Annotated in this window: 19 protein-coding genes; 7 read left to right on the top strand and 12 right to left on the bottom strand. The window is 63.3% G+C overall.

Features of this window, described 5'->3' with window-relative positions:
- Positions 1–16 precede the first annotated feature (16 nt).
- The 3 genes from JGU71_RS27335 to JGU71_RS27325 are packed head-to-tail and all read right to left on the bottom strand — an operon-like array spanning position 17 to position 1,236.
- Positions 17–184 carry a hypothetical protein gene (locus JGU71_RS27335; RefSeq protein ID WP_199708269.1) on the bottom strand — a complete coding sequence of 56 codons (168 nt, stop codon included), beginning with the start codon at positions 182–184 and terminating at the stop codon, positions 17–19.
- A gap of 31 nt (positions 185–215) precedes the next feature.
- On the bottom strand, positions 216–809 hold the full coding sequence (locus JGU71_RS27330; protein ID WP_199708268.1) for a YdeI/OmpD-associated family protein: 594 nt from the start codon (positions 807–809) through the stop codon (positions 216–218).
- Between the two features lies 1 nt (position 810).
- Positions 811–1,236, bottom strand: coding sequence for a VOC family protein (locus JGU71_RS27325; RefSeq protein WP_199708267.1), 426 nt, complete (start codon positions 1,234–1,236; stop codon positions 811–813).
- 105 nt (positions 1,237–1,341) lie between these two features.
- Here JGU71_RS27325 and JGU71_RS27320 point away from each other — a divergent pair, with 105 nt between their 5' ends.
- Complete coding sequence (locus tag JGU71_RS27320) at positions 1,342–2,292, top strand: helix-turn-helix transcriptional regulator (protein WP_199708266.1); 951 nt, start codon at positions 1,342–1,344, stop codon at positions 2,290–2,292.
- 4 nt (positions 2,293–2,296) lie between these two features.
- Here JGU71_RS27320 and JGU71_RS27315 read toward each other — a convergent pair whose 3' ends face one another.
- The 7 genes from JGU71_RS27315 to JGU71_RS27285 all read right to left on the bottom strand — a co-directional run bounded on the left by JGU71_RS27315 (position 2,297) and on the right by JGU71_RS27285 (position 9,962).
- Entirely contained in the window at positions 2,297–4,285 is a 1,989-nt protein-coding gene (locus JGU71_RS27315; protein ID WP_199708264.1) for a M13 family metallopeptidase, read from the bottom strand.
- A 13-nt stretch (positions 4,286–4,298) separates the two neighbouring features.
- Entirely contained in the window at positions 4,299–5,171 is an 873-nt protein-coding gene (locus JGU71_RS27310) for an intradiol ring-cleavage dioxygenase (RefSeq protein WP_199708262.1), read from the bottom strand.
- Between the two features lie 105 nt (positions 5,172–5,276).
- A complete protein-coding gene (locus JGU71_RS27305) occupies positions 5,277–5,750 on the bottom strand; it encodes a DUF4190 domain-containing protein (protein ID WP_199708261.1) in 474 nt (157 codons plus the stop codon).
- A 20-nt stretch (positions 5,751–5,770) separates the two neighbouring features.
- On the bottom strand, positions 5,771–6,541 hold the full coding sequence (locus tag JGU71_RS27300; protein ID WP_199708259.1) for a pirin family protein: 771 nt from the start codon (positions 6,539–6,541) through the stop codon (positions 5,771–5,773).
- A 127-nt stretch (positions 6,542–6,668) separates the two neighbouring features.
- A complete protein-coding gene (locus JGU71_RS27295) occupies positions 6,669–8,099 on the bottom strand; it encodes a sugar porter family MFS transporter (RefSeq protein WP_199708254.1) in 1,431 nt (476 codons plus the stop codon).
- Positions 8,100–8,334: 235 nt separating this feature from the next.
- Positions 8,335–9,309, bottom strand: a complete 975-nt coding sequence (locus JGU71_RS27290; RefSeq protein WP_199708253.1) for a pirin family protein — start codon at positions 9,307–9,309, stop codon at positions 8,335–8,337.
- A 77-nt stretch (positions 9,310–9,386) separates the two neighbouring features.
- Positions 9,387–9,962: a dihydrofolate reductase family protein gene (locus tag JGU71_RS27285; protein WP_199708252.1), complete on the bottom strand. Its 576-nt coding sequence runs from the start codon at positions 9,960–9,962 to the stop codon at positions 9,387–9,389.
- 79 nt (positions 9,963–10,041) lie between these two features.
- On the opposite strand from JGU71_RS27285, the gene JGU71_RS27280 reads away from it, so the two are divergent.
- Both JGU71_RS27280 and JGU71_RS27275 read left to right on the top strand, forming a co-directional pair.
- Complete coding sequence (locus JGU71_RS27280; RefSeq protein WP_199708251.1) at positions 10,042–10,632, top strand: TetR/AcrR family transcriptional regulator; 591 nt, start codon at positions 10,042–10,044, stop codon at positions 10,630–10,632.
- A gap of 9 nt (positions 10,633–10,641) precedes the next feature.
- Positions 10,642–11,379, top strand: a complete 738-nt coding sequence (locus tag JGU71_RS27275) for a lysophospholipid acyltransferase family protein (protein WP_199708249.1) — start codon at positions 10,642–10,644, stop codon at positions 11,377–11,379.
- A gap of 51 nt (positions 11,380–11,430) precedes the next feature.
- On the opposite strand, the gene JGU71_RS27270 is transcribed toward JGU71_RS27275, so the two are convergent.
- Positions 11,431–11,745, bottom strand: a complete 315-nt coding sequence (locus JGU71_RS27270) for a GNAT family N-acetyltransferase (protein ID WP_199708247.1) — start codon at positions 11,743–11,745, stop codon at positions 11,431–11,433.
- A gap of 73 nt (positions 11,746–11,818) precedes the next feature.
- Here JGU71_RS27270 and JGU71_RS27265 point away from each other — a divergent pair, with 73 nt between their 5' ends.
- Positions 11,819–13,057: an acyl-CoA dehydrogenase family protein gene (locus tag JGU71_RS27265; protein WP_199708245.1), complete on the top strand. Its 1,239-nt coding sequence runs from the start codon at positions 11,819–11,821 to the stop codon at positions 13,055–13,057.
- A 74-nt stretch (positions 13,058–13,131) separates the two neighbouring features.
- On the top strand, positions 13,132–14,244 hold the full coding sequence (locus tag JGU71_RS27260) for a glycerate kinase (protein WP_199708243.1): 1,113 nt from the start codon (positions 13,132–13,134) through the stop codon (positions 14,242–14,244).
- Here JGU71_RS27260 and JGU71_RS27255 read toward each other — a convergent pair.
- A complete protein-coding gene (locus JGU71_RS27255) occupies positions 14,228–14,860 on the bottom strand; it encodes a GNAT family N-acetyltransferase (protein WP_199708242.1) in 633 nt (210 codons plus the stop codon). The two genes, JGU71_RS27260 and JGU71_RS27255, sit on opposite strands and share 17 nt — an antisense overlap.
- A 66-nt stretch (positions 14,861–14,926) precedes the next feature.
- On the opposite strand from JGU71_RS27255, the gene JGU71_RS27250 reads away from it, so the two are divergent.
- A complete protein-coding gene (locus JGU71_RS27250; protein ID WP_199708241.1) occupies positions 14,927–16,024 on the top strand; it encodes a GAF domain-containing protein in 1,098 nt (365 codons plus the stop codon).
- A 420-nt stretch (positions 16,025–16,444) separates the two neighbouring features.
- Positions 16,445–17,584, top strand: a complete 1,140-nt coding sequence (locus JGU71_RS27245) for a helix-turn-helix transcriptional regulator (RefSeq protein ID WP_199708240.1) — start codon at positions 16,445–16,447, stop codon at positions 17,582–17,584.
- The last annotated feature ends 2 nt before the right edge of the window (positions 17,585–17,586 follow it).

The following is a 17,586-nucleotide window of genomic DNA, read 5'->3' as shown; positions in this document are numbered from 1 at the left end:
AGGATACCGCGACGACCTACTCGACCGCGTCGTCCGCGTCGACCGCCGGACCGCGTCGGTCCAGGTAGACGACTCCGCGGTCGAGGTCGAGCGCGCCCCACTCGGCTTCCTCGCCCGTTCCCGCGTCTTCGCCGCTCTCTTTGCGAAGCTTCGACGATCCGAAGATCTCGCCGTACATACCCATGATTCACGGTAGCGCGATCGGCCGCCGATGGTCAGGCGGGATCGGCTTTCGGCTGCCGTGTGCCGGGGTTGTTCGCCCTGATGTTCTGCGCCGCGAGCGCGACCGACTTCTCGATGCGTCGTTCCCGGGTCTCCGGGCGCTTCGCAGTGACGATCCACTCGAGGATCAGCCGGCGGGCCGAGGGCGGAAACTTCTCGAAGCATCCGCGTGCGGCGTCGTTGGCGTCGAGGGCCTCCTGCAGATCGGCAGGGAGGGCCGAGCCGTCCCCGTCGACGACGACCTCCCACGTTCCCTGCGCCTTGGCCAGGTCGATCAGTGCCTGCCCCGGCTCGGCCATCAGGCCTTTGGCAATCATGTTCTCCGCACGGTCCCGGTTGACCTTGCTCCACGAGCTGGTCGGCTTGCGGGGCGTGAAGCGCAGCTGGGAACTCTGCGCATCACGCTTGCGATGCAACCCGTCGATCCAGCCGAAGCACAGTGCGTGCTCGATCGCCTCGGCGTAGCGCAGGCTTGGCGTGCCGCTGTCCTTGTGATGGATGATCAGCCAGACCTCTTTCTCCGTCTGCCCGTTGGCGACGAGCCATCCCCGCCACTGCTCTGCGCTGCTCGCGACGATCGTTTCCATGTCAGGCCTGCGCTGCCGCTGCGGTCTTCGTGGCCAAAATGTCGAGGTAGTGCTGGTTGAACATCACGCCGAGAACGTTGCCGAACGGATCCACGACCGACGCGGTGACGAAGCCCGGACCGTGTTCGGTCGGCTTCTGGTGTTCCGTCGCGCCATGGCCGATCAATTCGGCGAATGCTGCCTCGACGTCGTCGACGGCCCAGTAGGTCACCGCGCCACCTGGCTTACCGACCTCGTGTGCTGCGTACCGGCTGTCGAGAATTCCGAACTCGTGCGAGTAGTCGCCGATGCGGAACTCGACGTAGGCGGGCGGGCCTTCGAGCGGACGAGCGAAGTACGCCTCGACGCCGAAGACCTTTGTGTACCAGTCTTTTGCGGCCGCGACGTCGTCGGCGAAGAAGTTTGTTGTGGTGAGTCCTCGCAACATTTTGGGTCCTTTTCGGTTCGCTCTGGGTGGCTTGCTTTCTGATATCTGTTATCTTTCCAGCTAAAGTGCTCATCAACTGAGCACTTTGTTGAGGAAGATTTATCTATGCGCGCAGACCGGCTTGTAGCCACCCTCCTCCTCATGCAATCCCGTGGTCGAGTAACCGCCGCCGAGGTGGCAGAGGAACTCGAAGTGTCGGTCGCGACCGCCCGTCGCGACCTCGAAGCACTCTCGGCGGCAGGCATTCCCGTCTATCCGCAACCGGGCCGCGGTGGTGGGTGGTCGCTGGTCGGAGGCGCCAGGACCGACCTCAGCGGGTTGTCGTCGACCGAGGCGCAGGCCCTGTTCCTTCTTGTCGGCCCAGCCGCGGCCGTGTCGGGAGAGGCAAAGGCCGCGCTGCGCAAATTGGTTCGTGCACTGCCGCAGACCTTTCGAGCGGACGCCGAGGCTGCTGCCGACGCAACCATGATCGACTCGACGCGGTGGGGTGAGAACACGCGGCGGCGCCCCGAGATGGTCGACCTACTGCAGGTCGCCGTCGTGCGGCGCAAGAAGGTGCAACTGACCTACAGCAACAACGCGCGGCAACAATCCGAGCGACTCGTCGATCCGTGGGGGCTCGTCGACAAAGACGACATCTGGTACCTGATCGCCGGAACGGAGAAGGGCCAGCGCACATTCCGTGTCGATCGCATCGTCACCGCCGTCCAAACCGACGAACCAGCCGAACGACCCGACGACTTCACCCTCGCGGCGGCGTGGGAGGAAGTCGTCGGCGAAATGGAACAACGCCGATCACGCACCTGGGCGACCGTGCTGATCGACGGCCGTTATCTTCCGATACTCAACGACCACTTCGGCAGGCATTGCCACAGCGAAGGGCGCAGCGACGACGGCCGCGAGCAGGTCCGCATAGCGGCACCGACCCCACTCGACATCGCGCGAAACCTCGCGGGCTGGGGAACGATGGTCGAAGTCCTCGACCCGCCGACCGTGCAGGCCGAACTCGCCCGCATCGGTACCGAACTCGGCGGCCGCTACGTCACCGAAACGTGAACGGCTACCAGATCTTCACGCGCTGATCGGGTTCGAGATACAACGCATCACCCGGGTTGACGTCGAATGCCTCGTAGAAGCTGTCGATGTTGCGGATGACGCCGTTGCACCGGAACTCCGGCGGTGAGTGCGGGTCGATCGCAAGACGACGCAGAGCTTCCTCGTTGCGCGCCTTCGTCCGCCACACCTGAGCCCAACCGAAGAACACCCGCTGCAACCCCGTCAATCCGTCGATCACCGGTGCGGGGTTGCCGTTGCGGGCGATGTCGTAGGCGACGAGAGCGATCGACAGACCGCCGAGATCGCCGATGTTCTCACCGATCGTGAACTCACCGTTGACCTTGTGACCCGGCAACGCCTTCGGCTCGAACTCGCCGTACTGCTCGATGAGCGCCGTCGTGCGCTTGCCGAACTCCGTGCGGTCGGCGTCGGTCCACCAATCGACGAGATTGCCGTCGCCGTCGTACTTCGCGCCCTGATCGTCGAACCCGTGCCCGATCTCGTGCCCGATCACCGCACCGATGCCGCCGTAGTTGGCTGCGTCGTCGGCGTCGGCATCGAAGAACGGCGGCTGCAGTATCGCGGCCGGGAACACGATCTCGTTCATACCGGGGTTGTAATAGGCATTGACGGTCTGCGGTGTCATGAACCACTCGTCGCGGTCGACCGGTCCGCCGAGTTTGGCCAGATCACGGTCGTATTCGGCCGCGTAGCCACGCCGGTAGTTGCCGACGAGGTCGTCCGCCGCGATCTCGAGTCCCGAGCTGTCCCGCCACTTGTCCGGGTAACCGATCTTCGGGGTGAACTTATCGAGCTTGGCCAAGGCGGCAGTCCGGGTCTCGGGGCTCATCCACTCGAGATCGGTGATGTTGCGCCGGTACGCCTCTCGCAGATTTTCGACGAGCTCCTGCATCCGAGCCTTCGCCGATGCCGGGAAGTGCCGCTCGACGTACAGCTTTCCGACCGTCTCGCCGAGCAGATCCTGCACGAGGGAAACGCCGCGCTTCCACCGCTCCCGATTCTCTTCGGTTCCCGTCAGCGTGCGTCCGTAAAAGTCGAAATGCTCGTCGACCAACGCCGACGTCAGGTACGGCGAGCGCGCATTCAGCACCCGCCACGTCAGCCAGGCGCGCCAATCGTCGAGCGGCTCCGAGGTCCACAGTGACGCGAACGAACGGACGTAACTCGGTTGCCGAACCACGATCTCGGCGAACGCCTCCGACGTGGACCCGAGCCCGCTGACCCACGCGATCCAGTTGAATCCCGGACTTCCCGTGATCAGCGCATCGAAGGTGACGAGGTTGTAGCCGAGTTCGGCGTCGCGTCGTTTGACGACGTCCCAGTGCTGCGCGGCAAGTTTCGTTTCCAACTCCAGCACCCTGGCCGCATCGAACTCGACGCCTGCGAGCGCGAACATCTTGCCGATGTGCTCGACGTAGCTGGTCCGGATGCCCGCGTGCTCGTCGGAGCGGTAGTAGGACTCGTCGGGCAGGCCGATGCCGGACTGGCTGAAGTGCATCAGATAGCGCGAGGAATCCTTGGCGTCGGTGTCGACGTAGTGGCCGACGCCACCGCCGACGCCGACCCGCTGCAGCTTGCCGAGTACCGCCGCGAGGGTGTCGTGGTCGCCCGCGTCTGCGATCGCAGACAACTCGTCGGCGATCGGGTCGAGACCGGCCGCTTCGACAGCGTCGGCGGCCATGAAGCTCGCGAACAGATCACCGATCTGCTGCGCAGCCGTGCCGGGCGCGCTGTTGCTCGCCGCTGCCTCGGTGATGATGGTCTGCACGTCGACTTCGGCCTGGTCGTAGAGCTTGCGGAAGGCTCCATCGACAGCGCGGTCGGCCGGGATCTTGTAGTCCTCCAGCCATCGACCGTTGACGTGCGCAAACAGGTCGTCCTGGACCCGGGTGTCTGCGTCACGATGGCTCAGATCGAGACCGGAGGAGATCGAATCGGTAGCCGGGTTCTGCTGAGTTGCATCTGTCGTCACCGGTCCAGTATGCCTACCGCTCGACGGCGAGGTTGATCGCGCCGAGATAGCCGTCGGCCGTCGAGGCAGTCGTGACGAGCCCGGTGGCGTCGTAGATGTTGTCACTCGCGTTCGTCGTTCGACTGCCCGTATGGCTGTTGTACGGAGCCGTTGCATAGACCTCGTCGAGCAGCGTTTCTTCGAAGAAGAGCTGGCTGGTCAGTACGGTCTTGCGATCCACGTGCACCTTGAGGTGGATATGCGCTGCACGACCCGGGTACCAGCCGGGGAAGATCGTGGTGAATTGCGCGATTCCGTTCGCGTCCGTCGTCTGTGCGCCGCGCAGGTAGGTAGCGTCGTCGGTCGGCGTCGCTTCCTGATCACCCGAGCTGTAGCTGCCGTCGGAGGTCTCGCCACCCGTGCTCGACTGTCCGGGCCGCCCGCCGCCGGGTCCACCGCTCGACCCGGATTCGAACCCGGAGTAGACGCCACCTGCATCGCAGTGCCAGATCTCGACGACCGCGTTCGCGATACCGCCAGCACTCGGGTCCACCGCGCACATGGCACCGTCTTGCACGCGCAGGGCGAGAACGAACGTCGTCCCCGGTCGATCCTCGCGCAGATCGTTGCGGATCGAGTCAACGTCGAACCAGTACGGTCCCTGCGTCTCCTCTTTGCTCAGCGCACACTGCGGTGCACGTGCAAGCAGTTCCTCGACCGTCGAGCCTGCTGTCGTTGCCGACGACGTTGCCGAAGTCGTGGCGGTCGCGGTGCCTGTTGCGGGTGACCCCGATCCCGAATCCGCGGCGCACGCAGTCAGGACGCCGCCCAAACCCACCGCCCCTCCGAGTGTGAGTGCGCGGCGCCGGCTGATCCGTCGTCTACTGCGTTCGATGTCGTCGTTCACGTAGTCCTCCACCGTTCAACCCGTCCCTGATCGGGAGCGTTGCCCACCAGCATTGCCGACCTCGCTATGGGCAAAACCTGCAAAGTCTGTGCGCGAGCTGTGAACTCACCGTGAGCGGCTGGTGTTCGGATCCCAGTAGTCGACGCAATCGGAGATTCGGGAACTGTTCGTTCCCGCCCGATCGAGGCAATCGGAGTAGTCGGTGCCGAATACGCTTCGGAAGGCCCCGATGTAGATGGCGATGAACACGATCCCGAAAACGAGTCCGAGTATTCCGGTCACCAGGCCGCTGATCGCCATCCCTCGTCCGTTGCCTGCTTGTTTCTTGGCCCGAGAGAGACCGACGAATCCGAGTATCGCTGCTACGACGCCACCGATGATGCCGCCGACGACACTCCAGCAGGTGAGCAGCGCAATGATCCCGACGATGAGCGCGGCCAGTGCCATCCCGTTGCGCCCCTGCGGGACCTGAGATCCGTACTGTCCCGCCGGATACGGCGAGTTGTAGGCAGGGGCAGCGTACTGCGCGTTGTAGGCGGGCGGCTGGTACGGCGGTGGATACGGTGGCTGGTCCGACATGGCACTCCTTGGCCGAGAGGTCAGTCCCAGCCGGACAGACGCGCGTGCATCTCCCACACGAGCACCTCGGCGGGAAATTCCGACACGATTCGCTGACCACCCGAATTCGTCAGGCGCACAGCATCTCCCGTGTACAGCGTACCGACGCCCTCCATCTCGACCTCACCGCGAGCCACGAAGACGTGCAAAAAGGGCGCATCGGGGAGGACTACCGGTTTTGCAGGCTGCAACTGCGTGGCGTGTAGTGCGGCGTGCTTGTTCCGGATGGCAATTGCTGCTCGATCGCGGTACACATCCATGCCGGAGGCCACGGTCACGAGGTCGCCTGAGCGGAGGTCGTCGCCGATTTCCTGCTGCTGGTAGCCGGGTGTGCTGTTCGGCTGATCCGGAACGACCCACATCTGAACGAAATGAACTGGCTCGGAATGCATCTCGCCACCGATCCGCCACGCATCGTTCTTCTCCGAGTGCAGAATGCCGGATCCGGCGCTCATTCGCTGGGCAAGTCCGGGGTAGATCACTCCGGAGTGTCCTAGCGAATCCTGGTGCACGAGACTGCCTTGCAGCACCCACGTGACGATTTCCATGTCGCGATGCGGGTGCGTGTCGAACCCTTCGCCCGGCGCGACGATGTCGTCGTTGTTGACGAGCAGCAGGCCGTGGTGCGTATTGTCCGGATCGTAGTGTTCGCCGAACGAGAACGAATGCTTCGAATCAAGCCAGGAGACACGGGTTTTCAGTCGATCGCCACCACGGTGGACGTCGATATGCGGTGTTGCGGGCGCAGCCATGCCGACCTCCTCCTGCCTACCCCCGATGGGGTAAGCCTATTAGGAGTTCGTCGAATAGGCCGCGAATTGACGGACCTCCGCGTGGTCGGGGCGCAATCGATACCTACCCCGACCAGCGCATGAGACGTCAAGTATGCATATCCTCGAGTTCCTTGCCCTTCGTTTCCTCGACCCATTTCCAGACGAACACGAACGAGAGGGCGGCGCAGATTCCGTAGAACCCGTAGGCGAAGCCCAGCGAGAAATCTTTGAGGCTCGGGAAGGAGACGGTGATCGCCCAGTTCGCCACCCACTGACCGGCTGCCGCGAACGACAGGGCCGCAGCGCGAATGCGGTTGGGGAACGATTCACCGAGCAGCACCCAGACGACGGGCCCCCAGGACATACCGAACGCGACGACGAACAGGTTCGCGGCGACGAGTGCGATCGGTCCGGCGGCACCTTCGAGGTATGGCTTGCCGTCTGCGTCCGTGGCGGCCGTTCCGAAGATGACAGCCATCGTGAGCAGCGTGACGACCATGCCCGCCGATCCGATGAGCAGCAGCGGTTTTCGGCCGAATTTGTCGATGGAGGCGATCGCTATCAACGTCGTCAGAATGTTGACGACAGCCGTGATGACGGTAATGACGAACGATCCGTCCTCACTGAACCCGACGGCCTCCCACAGCACGTTCGAGTAGTAGAAGATCACGTTGATGCCGACGAACTGCTGAAAGACGGAGAGCCCCAGGCCGACCCAGACAATCGGCAGCAGACCGCTCTTGGGTGCGCGCAGATCCTTCCACGACGGTTTGACGTCATTCTCCAACGTCTCACGGATGCGGTTGATCTTGATGTCGACGCCCTTTTCGCCGAGCAGTGCACTCAGAATCTTGCGGGCTTCTGGAATCCGATGGGTCGCAACGAGGAAGCGTGGTGATTCCGGGATGGTCAGCGATAGCAGGCCGTAGGCAAGAGCGGGGACGAACATCGCGATGAACATCCATCGCCATGCTTCGAGCCCGAGCCACAGTTCCTCGCGAGCGCCGCCGGCGAGGCTGGCAAGCAGGAAGTCGACGAGCAGCGAGATGAAGATGCCCGTGACAATGGCGAGTTGTTGCAAGGACGCAAGCCGACCTCGTATTCGGGCGGGTGACACCTCGGCGATGTAAGCGGGTGCGATCACCGATGCGATGCCGACGCCGAGACCGCCGACGATTCGAAAGACGATCAACATTTCGAGGTTCACCGCGAGGCCGGTGCCGAACGCGCTCACCAGGAACAGCACGGCCGCGATCTTCATGACGAACAATCGGCCGTAGCGGTCGGCGAAGCGGCGGACGGTCAGCGCACCTGCAGCAGCGCCGAGTAGTGCCGAAGCGACCGCGAAGCCGAGGGCATCGGAGTCGACTTCGAAATAGGACTCGATCGAGGACACCGCACCGTTGATGACGGCGCTGTCGTACCCGAAAAGGAAGCCACCGAGCGCGGCGACCGACGCAATTCGGACAACTCCGCGACCTGTGTGTTCTTCGTCGTCGAAGATGGGTTCTTCGGCGATCGCACCGTGCTCACTCATGATGGGACTTCCTTCGGGAGGGCAAGAATTCCTCGAAAACACCACGACTTGGCACAGCATGCGCCGTGACACAGGTCACAGTCAATTGATCTTGGAAAGAACTTTTATTGCCTCCGAAAAGAAGCCCGGACCCCACGACATGGCGATGGGCGCTACCCGTGGGTAACGCCCAAGCCTGGTGCGCCTGACTACATCTCGCCCGAACGTCGTGATACACCCATCGACGCCGCTGGTGTCAGCCGATTGCTTCGTGAGCGGCTGGGATGGACCCGAGCCGTCCCGCCTGGAAGTCTTCGAAGGCCTGCAGGACCTCGGCCTTCGTGTTCATCACGAACGGTCCCGCCATGGCTATCGGCTCACGGATCGGCTTGCCGCCGAGGACGAAGACCTCGAGCGACTCGTTGCGCGAATCCTGCTGATCCGATGCGGAAATCGTGATCGTGTCTCCCGATCGAGCGGCGCCGAAGGTGGCGGTCTGGCCCATTCGGATCGGGCGCCGCTCGGCCCCGACTGTGCCCGCACCCGCAAGCACGTACACGATGGCGTTGAAGTCTGGATTCCATGGCAGTGTCAACGTCGCGCCGGGTGCGATGGTGCTGTGCGACAGCGCAATCGGCGTGTAGGTCGATCCTGGACCGTGCTGTCCCGCGATTTCGCCCGCGATCACACGCACCAGAGCACCGCCGTCCGGTGAGGACGCGAGCGCCACCTTGCTACCTGTGATGTCTTGGTAGCGGGGTGCCGCCATCTTGTTGTTCTTGGGCAAGTTCACCCACAGCTGTACGCCGTGGAACAGACCACCCGATGCAACCAAATGCTCTGGGGGAGTCTCGATGTGCAGAATCCCGCCGCCTGCGGTCATCCATTGGGTGTCGCCGCCTCCGATGGTTCCGCCGCCGCCGTTGGAATCTTGGTGCTCCATGATTCCGTCGATCATGTAGGTGACCGTCTCGAAGCCGCGGTGCGGATGCCACGGGGTGCCTTTCGGCTCACCGGGCGCATAGTTCACTTCGCCCATCTGGTCCATATGGATGAACGGATCGAGTGCGCGCAGGTCGATGCCCGCGAATGCCCGGCGAACCGGGAAGCCCTCGCCCTCGTACCCCGTCGGAGCGGTCGTCACCGAGACCACCGGGCGCGGACGTGTCGACACATCCGGCTCGGCGATGCGCGGGAGCGTCAAGATGTTCTCTACGGTCACGGCGGGCATGGTGGCCTCCTCGAAGAATTAGTTGAGAGTTTAACTACTGCCTTTCTCAACATCCAGCACAGTGAGATATTCCCACCTCATCGCCGTCTGTACCGGGAGAAGACCACACCGTTCTCGTGGACCTTCGTTTCGGTCGGTTCGAACTCGGCCGGCGTGTACTCACCCCCGACGAACATCGGGATTCCCGCACCGAGCAGCACGGGGTAGGTCTTCACGATCAATTCGTCTATCTCGGCGACAAGTGCCGAGGCGAGCGTGCCGCCGCCACAGAGCCAGATGCCGAGGCCGTCCTCGCGTTTCAAATCAGCGACAACGGCGACGGGGTCCTCCGCTGTCACCGTCACAGTTGGGTCGTCGAGCTGCAGCGATCGTGAGAAGACGATCGTCCGCAGGTGGGGGTAGGCGTTGGTGAGGCCTACGTCGAGAGCCGGCTGGAGCGTTTTGCGACCCATCAGAATCGTGTCGAATTTTGTGCCTGTCGCCTGGGCGTCGACCCCGAAATGTGGCCACACATGCTTCGGCAACGTCTCCGGATAGTCGGTTGCAATGGTCGACATGTGGTCGCCCACGACCGTAAATGCGTCGACCGTACCGTCCGGCGCCGCGATGTATCCGTCGATCGACGTGGCGATGTAATACGTCAGCTTTCGCATGTGAACTCCTCCGATTATCCACCACAGCTGTTGTGGTTAAAGTACCACAGCTGTTGTGGTCGGTGCTAGCCTGATCCTCATGGTCGCCAACCCCGAACGACGCGCACAGCTAGCAGACGCCGGGCTGCGCGTTCTCGCCTCGGCCGGCACACGCGGGCTCACCCATCGGGCGGTCGACAGGGAAGCCGAAGCGCCCGAGGGCACCGCGGCCAACTACTTCCGCACTCGTGACGAGCTGCTCGGCGCACTGGGCGAGCGGGTTTTCGAACGGATCGCGCCGGACCCGGAACGACTCGAACAACTCGCCGCACGCACGCCGGGAATCGAACTCGCAACCGACTACGTCCGCTACATCGTCGAACGGACGACCGCCGCTCCCGACCTGATGCGCGCGTTGTTCGAGCTGCGCATCGAGGCAACACGTCGACCCGGTCTTGCACAGATACTTCGCGCGACGTTGACATCGGGCTATCGCGGCGACGTCGACTACAACGTGCAAGCGGGACTGCCGGGCGGCGCGAAGGAGATCGCGATGCTGCACTACGCACTCGACGGACTGCTGTTCGACCAGCTCACAACATCGATCGATGCGGGATTTCCACTCGACGAAGTAGTGACCGAACTGGTCCACCGGATACTCGGCCCTGCCACAACAAGCGGACCCTCGTAGAGTCGAAGAATGGAACCACCCGAGGTCCGGCTCGAGAATTACGAAGCCGTGTACGACTACTACCTCGCACACAAGCAGAACGTGCTGAAGGCGAAGCTGTCCTACGCGATCTTGGGCTTCAAGTACCGTCCGCGCATCTCCTATCGCGCCGGTGCGAAGAAGGCGTTGCAGGATTTGGTCCGTTCCGATAGGCGCATCATTCTGGCGGTCAATCACCTGAGCACAACGGATCCGTACACCGTCGCGGCAATGGCTGCGCGGAGCCCGATCCGTCCGACCATCGGTCACTCCCGCGTCCTCGCCAAAGACGAACTGTTCCTCGACGAGGAACGCCGCGCCAAGGTCGAGATGATGGGTGGGCTACCGGTATTCCGGGGCAAAAACCACGGGATTCGTGCGGTCAACGCAGCAGGGCAACGAATGATGGACGTCTGCGCCGAAAGAATGGCGATGGGCGACAACATCGCAGTCTTCCCCGAGGGCACCTGCAACGAAACCGACCCGACCAAGGTGCAGTCGGTCGGCAGCGGCATCGGCCACATCACCAGCCGGGCACAGAAACTCGGCATCGAACCGGCGATGGTCTACGTCGGACTCAGCTACGGACCCACACAGGAGTCCTACAAATCGGCCAGCTTCTTCATCGACACACCCGAGACCGACCTACCGGCCCGTCCTGGCGAAATCACGCGTCACGTCGTCAAGGGCATGCAGGCAGCGCTCGACGAGGCGGTCGCGCGGTATTAGGCGGCTACTCCGCTCGTGCGTCTTTTCGGAGGTTCCGCGCACCGAAAGTGCTCACGAGGTCGGCAGGCCCAGCCTCTCCCGCGCCCACTCGGGGACGAGGTCGAGGTACTCGGGATTCTTCGAGATGTACTTGTTCACGAATGGGCAGAACGGCAGCACGCCGAGGCCCTCCTCGCGCGTCGCGTCGAGTGCGTACTTGATCAGAATCTTCGCCAGGCCCTGTCCCTCGAATTGCGGATAGACCTCTGTGTGCGTGAAAGCTCGGTTCGCAGCGGCACTTTCGTACGCGGCAAGCCCCGCTATCTGATTGCCGACGTGGATCTCGAAGCGATTGAGGTCGACGTTCTTCTCGACGCGGGTCTCCATGGCGGCGACATTACTCGTCGGGCAGCGCCAGGCCACGGACCCACAGACGAGAACCTGTTCTATATTCGAGGGTATGTACGAATGGTCGGACACCGACATCATGTTTCGCGACGCGCTACGGGGCTTCATCACCAAGGAGATCCGCCCGCACGTCGACGATCTCGAGAGCGGCAAACTCCCGCCGTTCGACATCATCCGAAAGTTGTTCAAGACCTTCGGCATCGACGCGATGGCGAAGGAGTCGCTCGACAAATCGCTCGCCCGTGAGGAATCGGGCGACGCTGCGAAACCCGGTTCGGAGAGTGTGTTCAGCGGCGCGGGCAGCATGGGCGTCGTACTCAACAGCGAACTTGCCGGGGTCAGCCTCGGCCTGGTCGCATCGCTCGGGGTAAGCCTCGGTCTTGCCGCGGGGACGATTCGCAGCCGTGGAACACTCGCACAGAAGAAGCGGTGGCTACCCGAACTCGTCACCTTCGACAAAGTCGGCGCCTGGGCGATCACCGAACCCGATTCCGGCTCGGACGCTTTCGGCGGCATGAAGACCTACGTGAAGCGGGACGGCGAAGACTACCTGCTCAACGGGCAGAAGACGTTCATCACCAACGGCCCGTACGCCGACGTAATCATCGTCTACGCCAAGCTCGACGACGGCGACGCGGCCGTCGACCGTCGCGACCGCAAGGTGCTCGCCTTCGTGCTCGACAAAGGTATGGAAGGTCTGACGCAGGGCGCGCCGTTCAAGAAGATGGGTATGAACTCCTCGCCCACGGGCGAACTGTTCTTCGACAACGTCCGCCTCACCCCGGACCGCCTGCTCGGCGAATCCGAAACGGCCGCATCGGGTGACGGCAAGGAGAGCGCACGAGAGAACTTCTCGGCCGAACGGATCGGCATCGCATCGCTGTCGCTCGGCATCATCAACGAATGCCATCGCCTCAGCCTCGACTACGCGAAGAGCCGCACCCTCTGGGGTCAGGAAATCGGAAAGTTCCAGCTGATCCAACTCAAGCTCGCCGAGATGGAGGTCGCACGGATCAACGTGCAGAACATGGTGTTCTCGGCTGTCGAACGCATGGCCGCAGGCAAGAAGGTCTCGCTGTCGGAGGCATCGGCAATGAAGTTGTATTCCTCGCGTGCGGCCACGGAAGTTGCCATGGAAGCGGTGCAACTGTTCGGCGGCAACGGCTACATGACCGAGTACCGCGTCGAGCAACTGGCGCGAGATGCGAAGTCGCTGATGATCTACGCCGGCAGCAACGAAGTACAGGTCACCCATATTGCGAAAGGCCTCTTGGGCCGCTCCTCGAGTTGAGGGTCCGCGTTCGCCAACGCACAATGGCGGGGCCCGCTGCTATATCTGCGGAACGCTGAGAAGAGCGAGGCCCCATGCGCGTCGTCGTCGCACCTGACAAGTTCAAAGGATCGCTGACCGCCGCCGACGTCGCCGACGCACTTGCGGCAGGCATTCTCGACGGAAAGCCGGAGTGGACCGTGCATCGCGTGCCAGTTGCCGACGGGGGCGACGGCACCGTCGCAGCCGCCGTCGCAGCAGGTTGGCAGGCTGTATCGGTTGCGACCGAAGGACCGACCGGCGCGCCGGTAGTTGCAACCTACGCCCGACGCGGGTCTGCAGCGGTCGTCGAGCTGGCCGCGGCGGTCGGACTGGTTCTGCTGCCGAACGGCCGCGCAGAACCGTTGACGGCCAGCACATTCGGACTTGGCCTCGTCATCAAGGATGCGCTCGAACGCGGCGCCACCGAGATCGTCATCGGCCTCGGCGGCAGCGCATCGACCGACGGCGGTGCCGGGATGATGCAGGCGCTCGGGGCTCGAATTCTGAACGCCGACGGATCCGAGGTACCGCGCGGCGGCGCGGCGTTGGCGGGTGCCGCCCGCATCGACCTGTCGGAACTCGTCCCCGCCGCTGCGGCCGCGACGTTCGTCCTCGCCTGTGACGTCGATAATCCACTGCTCGGCGACAACGGGGCGACCGCCGTCTATGCACCGCAGAAAGGTGCGGATGCGGCCGACCTCGTTGTGCTGGAAGCTGCTCTGGCGCAATGGGCTTCGATCGCAGCTGCTGCGATAGGTCGCGATGTCAGCACCGAACCCGGCGCAGGTGCCGCGGGCGGAACCGGTTTCGGAGCCATGGCCTTCCTCGATGCGCAGCAGCGTCCCGGGATCGACATCGTCCTCGAGATGGTCGGGTTCGACTCGGTTCTCGCCGCCGCGGACCTCGTCGTCACCGGTGAGGGCTCACTCGACGAGCAGAGCCTGGCGGGCAAGGCTCCGATCGGTGTCGCGACGCGGGCGCAGGCGGTCGGAGTTCCGGTCGTCGCAGTCGCGGGTCGTAGCGTGCTCAGCGACGAGCAGCTCCGGTCAGCCGGCTTTACCGAGGTCTACACGCTGTCCGACATCGAACCGGTCCTGGAGCGGTCGATCGCGAATGCTGCCGAACTGCTCGAAGGAGTGGGTCGGCGGATCACGGAACAGTTCTGACGGCAGCCACGCGGACCATCGACCAAAGCTCAGGACCGTTGCCGGGAAGCGAAAAGCTCTCGGTCACAACGAATCCGAACTTTTCGTAATAGGCAATGTTTTCGCGGCGGGTGCAGACCAGATACGCCGAAAGCTCGTTGGCATCGCAGTCGGCCAGCCGACTGTCCAGTAATGCTCTGCCGTAGCCGGCCCCTCGAACGGCAGACGCCGTGCCGATGTTCGACAGATACCAATGTGGCGGATGCCGCGGATGCCGCTCTTCGAGAGTGCCCCGAACTCGCAACGCGGCAAAAACTCTCGTCCGGAGAGCCAGAAGTTGGCCGGGCGCAGCGCGAATGGCGGACGTCGTCGATTGCTCCCACCGGTTCGGCGGATCCCAGACCGCCACGCCTGCGATCCTTCCGCCTGCGTCGCACACCACCTGAACTCCGCCTCCCGCCGAGTGCACATGGCGCAGCGAGACCTCGAAATATCTTGGCAGGGAGGCGCTCCGCGCTTCGCGATCCGGCCAGATGTAGGCCATCAACGGATCGTCGGCGAAGGCATCGGCAAGAACGCGGGCCGCGGCACGAACGTCACCGCGTTTCGATGTACGAACGATCGGTTCGGGTTGCATAGACATTCATTGTCGCCTGTTCGGCTACAGCTAGGGTGACAACCACGCTGAGCTGCAGGGGGAGACATGACCGACAAGGGCTGGTTCGTCGTGGACGTGCTGGAGGGCGACCCTCGGTTGGTCGGCAGGGACGGGCAGGCGAAAGCACGGACGTCCCTCGAACGAGCGCTCAAGGAACGCGTCGGCGGTCGGCTCTCGGATGCTGTCCAGCGGTGGGTCCTTGGAGAGATCGAACTCGTCCGGACCATGAAGATCCGGTACGACACGACGCGAGAACTCATGCCAGGCCAATCGACACGGCTGATACTCGAGCCGATCATCGGACCTACGGAGGTCCACGGGGTCCAGCTGTGGATCGGCCCCTCGACTTCGGAGCCGCAGACCTCGCCGGCCACTGCCCTTGCCTTCGACTGGGATTCCACGCTGCGGTTGGTCGAGCTTCCTGCAACACTGCCCGATCTGTTTTCTGCGGACGTCGTCGCGTCCGACCGGCGAACCTTCACCGCTCCCGAAGCTCTTCGATATGTGAGTGTCGACGACGGCCTCGGCTTGATCAGTCGAGTGCTAGAACCGCATGCCGGATCGACTTGGAACGGGCTGGCCAGAGTCCGGGGCTCTGCAGGCAGGAGCGGTGTCGCGCACCTCGTGCTTGCCGCGCAACAGGACAACCAGGTGTGGCGAGGGTTGCTGCACGACGTTTCTGCGAACAGCCCGTTGCCACGATCGTTGGAGTCAGCGGCGCTGGGGGCGATGTCGCAGGTAGCTCTGAGTACCCACATAGTGCTGATGGATTTGAGTCGGATGCGGCTGATTCAGTGGATCACCGATCCGCCGACGGGTATCCAGTGGAAAGGCATGGTCGACAATCGCGACGCGCCGCATCCCGACGATGTGAAGCGAATCTTCGAAGCGGTGGCTGAGGTGTTCACCGGCAAGACCGATCGAGCCGAAGTTGCCAACATCCGCCTGCGCAGATTCGGCGGCGGGTGGACCGTCGTCAACGGTTCGGGTGCCGTGATCCGTCACGAGGGCGGACCGCAACTCGGCCTCATCGAAATGAAGGTCATCGGCGAATCGGACGAACCGGATCCCGTTCCCGCAACCGATCCTGGACACCCAGGTTTGACGGTCGACCCCGGCCGAACCCGCGGAAATACCGACTGACACGGCAGTCCTGCGGTGCGCTGCAGGTTGCGGCACCAAAGGAGAGGTCATAGGATCGGCCAGCGTCCTTTGGGACGATCCCTGGCTCGAGTCTGAAGACGGTGCCGGACGAACTGATGAAGTGCGTCTATTCGACGTACTTTCCGACCGTTCTTCCGAGCTGGGATGCAAATAGTTGAGCCACACGAGCATTTATCCGACCGCAGCGGGCGTCCCGTGAGCGGCGGCGACGTGTGTGCCGACAAATCGGTGGAGGTTAATTGATGCAAGCTGCTCGCTTGTCCAAGATGAGGGGGACAGCCACCGGTTAGAACGATCTCCCGTCCGTTCGCCGCGGGCGGGAGGTCGTGCAACACCGGAGCCAGACCTACACAAACCTGGTATTCCGTTTCGGTGCGGTGTGCTCGTAGCGTTGGCTCCGTGAGCGTCGACTCTGTTCAGCGTGCAACGGAGAAGGTCGCGCGGCTGTGCACCCAACCGCGGGATCTCGTCACGCTGTGGAACGAGGTGACCGAGGTCGTCGGCAGCGTGGTCCCCTTCTTCCAGACACCGTGCTGGTACACCGTCGACCCGGCGTCGTTGCTGATGACAAGCCACTTTCATGTCGGTCTACCCGAATTCTCCGGCGAGTGGCTGGCGGCCGAGTACTACGAGGACGATGCTCAGTCGGTCCCCGATGTCATTCGATCGTCGACGGGCATCTCGACCCTCCACGAGGCAACCGACGGCGATCCGTCCAGCAGTCCACGATGGCGACGCAACATGTCGATGGGCGGCGATCAGGAATTGATCGCACGGCTGCGCACTCGAACCGGCGAGGTGTGGGGTGCTCTCGGTCTCTATCGGGACGCGGACAAGCCGATGTTCACCGAGCTGGAGAAATCGTTCATCGCGGCGGTGGCGCCGAGCCTCGCCGATGGCGCTCGCCGCGCGCTGCTGTTCGGCCAAGCGGCGGAACCCGAATACGTGGATTCGCCGGGTCTGCTTGTGTTGAACGAGAATTGGGACATCGAATCGGCGACGCCAGGGGTAGCGCACTGGCTGGCCGAGCTACCGGACGGAAATTGGGATCGAGGCGAATTGCCCTCTGCTGTAACGACACTCGCTGGAAGGACCTTGCGTTCGGCCGAAGATCGCAGCCGACCCGGCGACGTGGCGGTGTCGCGGATACGGTCACGTTCCGGCAGGTGGCTCGTGTTGCACGGCGCCTGCCTCACCTCGACAGGCCAGCGGCGGATCGCCGTGATAATCGAACCGGCGCATCCGAGCCGAATCAATCCACTGCTGATGTCGGCATATGGACTCACCGAGCGGGAGAAGGACGTCACCCGCCTGGTTTTGCAAGGCGCATCGACGACGCAGATTTCGACCGACCTGGTCGTCTCCGTGCACACCGTGCAGCAGCACCTGAAGAGCATCTTCGACAAGACGGGGGTCCGTAGTCGACGCGATCTGGTGGGAAGGATCTTCTTCAACCACTACGAGCCACGGTTTCGCGACAACGAGAAGCGAGTGCTGGCGAACAAAGCGGTACGCGGCGGTCCCTGGACTGCAGACTGAGC

The organism is Antrihabitans stalagmiti (assembly GCF_016482825.1).
GTDB lineage: Bacteria > Actinomycetota > Actinomycetes > Mycobacteriales > Mycobacteriaceae > Antrihabitans > Antrihabitans stalagmiti.
The sequence above is the reverse complement of the archived record's forward strand: the minus strand, read 5'-3'. Positions and strand labels throughout refer to the sequence as shown.